Source organism: Streptomyces sp. NPDC048248, assembly GCF_043201875.1.
In the GTDB taxonomy this organism is placed as follows: Bacteria; Actinomycetota; Actinomycetes; order Streptomycetales; family Streptomycetaceae; genus Streptomyces.
Genome location: NZ_JBICZL010000048.1, coordinates 1 through 4,178, shown reverse-complemented (window position 1 = coordinate 4,178; position 4,178 = coordinate 1). Strand labels below are relative to the sequence as shown.

Genomic DNA, 4,178 nt, shown 5'->3' with positions numbered 1-4,178 from the left:
GAAGGACTGCAAGAGATCTCCTGGCCCGACGATCCCACCCGGCCTGACTTCTCCATCGGGACGTGGCACAACACACCGGTCATCATCGACGGCGACAACGGCCAAGTGCTGCTCCTCGACGAGCACGAAGACGACGAACTCATCGCCTCCAGCCTTGCCCACTTCACCGCGCTGCTGCTCGCTCTGCACCGAGGCCTGCGCATGGTAAGCACACGCGTGAACGATCACGATGCCTACGTCATCCGCAGCCACTTCGATGTTCTCCTGTCGACCATTGACCGCCAGGGGGCTCAATACGACGGCTGGACTCGTCCGCTGACCACAGGCGGACGAGACACATAGGAGCCGATGACGACCAGGGCGTTCGTCAGGGCCGCCTCAAAGGTTCCCTCGGCGGCGTCTGTCTGGTTCTCGTCCCACTTGACCGCACATACCGCGTAGGTCCGTGCCCTGTGATTCATGACCACATCATCCGGCACAGGTCCTCTTATGCGACTGGAAACGAAATATGTCCGAGCTTCAGGAGTCGGGTCCGAACTGCAGTGGGGGGCTATACCGGCTCGTACTGCACGGTGGTGTCCTCGCAGCCGGCAGCGAGTTGGCGCAGGTGTCGCGTTCGCGTTGGTCGGCGGTCAGGGACCAGCGCAGTTTGGTGCCGACCCAGTCGGACAGGTACGTGCACCGTGCGTCGGGGGCTGACGGCATCCATTCGGCGGGGTCCTGGTCGGCCTTGGAGCGGTTGCTGCGGGCGGTGACGGCGACGAGGGAACGCTCGGCTCCGAGGTCGTTGGCGTAGGCCTGGCGACGCTCAGCCGTCCACTGGGACGCTCCGGAATCCCAGCTCTCGGCCAGCGGGACCATGTGGTCGATGTCGAGACCAGAGGGGCCTTGCACCTCGGTGTTGTCGTAGTACGAGAACCAGGTGCCACCGGACAGCTTGCAGCCGGCCCCGACGCTGGGCTGGGTGACGGCTTCGGCCAGGAGGACTTCCGCCCGGGTGTTGCAGCCGTCCTTGTCCTCGTCGATCCAGTGCCGGAATTTCGACCGCTCGTAGCCTTCGCGGGATTCTGCGGCCAGCGGGAGGATTTCGATCGCATGGTGGAGGCTGAGCGTCTCGGCGGCGTGCGCTGGCGTGGCAGCTGCGGTGAGGGGAAACAGGGCGAGGGCCGCGGCCGCGAAAGCGCGGACAGTCATCTTGATCATGAGCTGCTGATAGCGCCCTCACAGGAGACTTCGGGAGGGATGTGCGGGGCTCTCACCCGGCAGAGCGGTAAGTCGTACCGCACCAGAAGCGCGACGGAGGCGAAGCAGGGGCCGCGCTCGTCCCGTGGTGCGTGGTCCCGCCGGCCATCCGCACATCGAGCGCCCCGGCGCGGCGGCGCCGAGGCCAGCCAGATCGCGAGAGGTGGGCCAAGTTGTTCATACGCCCACGGCGTCATCCCCGCCGCGGGGGGAGCCCGCCGACGCAAGGATGCATCGTGGGCTAGCGGGCGGCTGCCCAAGCGGCGTACTCCTGACGGATGTAGGCCCGGAGCTCATCAGCGGGACTGTCGAAGGTGACCTCCGCGAGGCAGAGCGGACCGGCCGCCGTTTGATGCTCGCGGTCGTAGCGGGCCAGCTTCAGCGCGGTGAGGACGAGGTCCTGCAGTTGCCCCTCATCCACGGACGAAACGGCGAGACTGCTGCGGTCCGCCAAGGCGGCACGTCGCAGAAACCCTTCACGGACCGGTAGCTGACGCTTTCTACGAACCAGCTCCTCATTCTCCTCCTGGACACGTGAAGCGCTGGCGGCGATGACCGCCCGCCTGTGCCACCAGCCCCTCTTCTGGTCCGACCGCGCCCGGTACCCGGTGCCCCTGCATGCGGCACGGCAGATGGACCACGACCACCCGCAGTACCGGCGCGACGCAGTCGACGCAGAGCCCGGGAGCGGGGACCAAGGGGACTAGGGATAATCCACGGAGCACAGGCGACGGCACCGTGGACAGGTGCGGGAGGTGGAGGACTTGGCTCCACCTCCCGTGGCCCCACCGGAGCGAACTGATCCGTTGCCGTCGGCGGCCCGCTCGCTGCGACGTCTGAAGCGACTGCGGGTCCGGTGGATTCAGGACACGCTGTCCGACATGCAACTCCCCCGACTGCGCCTCAAGCCCAAGGCGGCCTGCCGCCGGAGGCCCAGCGGGCGAGGCCACGGCCGTCGATGAGCCGTAGCGCCTTGGGCAGCATGGCGTTGGTGCGCTCGGCGTCTGCGGTGAAGGCGCTGGTGGTGATGATGGCCGCGCCGACGCAGTTGTGGATGTCCCGGTAGGTGCCGTTGATCTTCATGACCTCTTCGGAGCCGACGCGGCCTTTCCAGCGCTTGCACTGCAGGAGGTAGCGGTCGCCGCTGTGGAGGTGGACCAGGACGTCGAGGCCGCGGTCGTTCTTGCCGCCGGAGACTTCAGTTTTGCGGACGGCGGGGTCGCGGCGGGCGAGGTCTGCCATGGCGTGCTCGAAGTCGGTGTAGCCCATGTTCTGGTAGGCGACGATGGTGTGAGTGAAGTCCCTGCCGGGCCCGGACCCTGCTGCGCCGGCCAAGCCCGCCAGCAGGCGGAGTCGGCCGGTGCGGACGAGGTAGATGGTCACGGCCGCAACGGCTGCCAGAACGATGACGATGATGCTGGTGATGGGGTAGGCACTCACGGCGGCGATGACGAAGGCCCCGATGAGGAGGGCCGCGAAGGCCTGGGCTTCGCGTGCACGTCGACGGGCGGCTTTGCCGCGGGGCCGCCTCGTCAGACGGGGCCGGCGATTCGGACGGCGGGCAGCGGAGCGTCGACGAGCGGGCGTGGCCATACATCCCCCGGGAAAACGGTCTGGTCCCCTCAGTGTTCTGTGGCGACGTGCCCGAGGTGGACAAGCCCGGTGACGTTGGCTGGTTGTGCCTCGTCGTTGGCCTTAAGGCCAACCACTTGTCCATGACCGACGCCGATCCCTGCTGCGCACCGCCTCACTGACTCGCCTGCGCGATGCCCTCCACCAGCTGACGTACCGCGCTGAGCATGCTCTGTCCGAACTCGGTCGGCGCGAGGAGCAGCCCGAGGACGAGGATCACCGTGATCCCGAAGGCCTGGTCGATGCGGGGGCGGGGCTGAACGGGCCGACGGAACCGCAGGATGACGATGAAGGCGAGCAGCACAGCCACGTTGATGGTCAGCATCCGGCGGTCCTCTCCGACGTCCGCCGGGTGGCGGGTCTGCTGCTGGTGTACCGCCGTCGGGGGCGCAGTGTCTTTCGAACAGGATCGGGTTGACGTGAAAGCGGCGCCCCAGGCCGAAACCAGGGCCTGCCACCGCAGACGACGCAGTAGTTATGCGGTCAGGTGCCTCTCGGCCATCACTTACGACCCACCAGCGTGCACTACCGGCGCAGGACGGTGAAGACCCTCGCTGGTGTCCTCGATGGCGTCACCATCGCCATGACGAATCGCTCCCCGTTGAACGGGGCGGGCCCTAGCTCTCGTCCCGCTCCCCTCGCAGGGATGGTTCTCCAGCCCCAGATGCTGGCGTTCTGCCCTGATTCCTCGGCAGGTAAGGGCACCATGGAGTACACAGAACGAGGAGAGCACGTGATGAGCGACCAGCCTGCCGACACTCCACCCGATTCTCACGCTGAGATCACTGCCAGCGTCACTGTCACCGGCAGTCGGGCAGCCCTCCTGCGTGTGACCTCGCGGCAGTCCTTGGCCGGACACCCGAGGCGCTCGCGATCGAATGGGCAGCCGGCGCACTGAAGCTGCCCACCACCGCAGTCGGAGAGACACTCCCCCCAGACGACTGGGGACTCTTCGACGGTCCACCGGACCTAGCGGCGGGCACTGACGAGCTGCTCCACCAGGAGCTCGACCGGTGACCACAGCACCACCATCGCCGTCGTCGACACTTGCCTATGGCTCGCTGCCTACAACCGGAAAGACGACCACCACGACGCCGCCGTCAATGCGCTCGCCGCAGTGGCCAGGCCTCCTGCTGCTCCCGGCCACATGGGCCACGGGCTGACCCGATAGACACGCCCCCCGGCTGTCAGCGGCGCGCCCTATGCTCTTGGATCATGAGCAATAACCGACTGGGTGCCCTGCTGGAGGCCGGGTTCACCGACCGGCTGGGAGAGCGGGACCGGAAGCTGCTGGCACGCCGCGC

4 protein-coding genes and 2 pseudogenes are annotated in these 4,178 nt (G+C 67.3%); 2 read left to right on the top strand and 4 right to left on the bottom strand.

Going from position 1 to position 4,178, the window contains the following annotated elements; translation table 11 throughout:
- Window positions 1–342: SUKH-4 family immunity protein (locus ACGFZW_RS38855; RefSeq protein WP_393898056.1), on the top strand; the 342-nt coding region annotated here is incomplete at its 5' end.
- A gap of 208 nt (window positions 343–550) precedes the next feature.
- Here ACGFZW_RS38855 and ACGFZW_RS38850 read toward each other — a convergent pair.
- Both ACGFZW_RS38850 and ACGFZW_RS38845 read right to left on the bottom strand, forming a co-directional pair.
- A pseudogene (locus tag ACGFZW_RS38850) lies at window positions 551–1,203 on the bottom strand (HNH endonuclease family protein).
- A gap of 280 nt (window positions 1,204–1,483) precedes the next feature.
- Complete coding sequence (locus ACGFZW_RS38845) at window positions 1,484–1,663, bottom strand: hypothetical protein (RefSeq protein WP_393898055.1); 180 nt, start codon at window positions 1,661–1,663, stop codon at window positions 1,484–1,486.
- 115 nt (window positions 1,664–1,778) lie between these two features.
- Here ACGFZW_RS38845 and ACGFZW_RS38840 point away from each other — a divergent pair.
- A pseudogene (locus ACGFZW_RS38840) lies at window positions 1,779–1,949 on the top strand (RNaseH domain-containing protein); the annotation flags it as partial.
- Between the two features lie 196 nt (window positions 1,950–2,145).
- Here ACGFZW_RS38840 and ACGFZW_RS38835 read toward each other — a convergent pair.
- On the bottom strand, window positions 2,146–2,682 hold the full coding sequence (locus tag ACGFZW_RS38835) for a restriction endonuclease (RefSeq protein WP_393898054.1): 537 nt from the start codon (window positions 2,680–2,682) through the stop codon (window positions 2,146–2,148).
- A gap of 307 nt (window positions 2,683–2,989) precedes the next feature.
- The gene (locus tag ACGFZW_RS38830; RefSeq protein ID WP_393898053.1) at window positions 2,990–3,199 is read right to left on the bottom strand and encodes a hypothetical protein; all 210 of its coding nucleotides are present in this window, start codon (window positions 3,197–3,199) and stop codon (window positions 2,990–2,992) included.
- Between the last annotated feature and the right edge of the window lie 979 nt (window positions 3,200–4,178).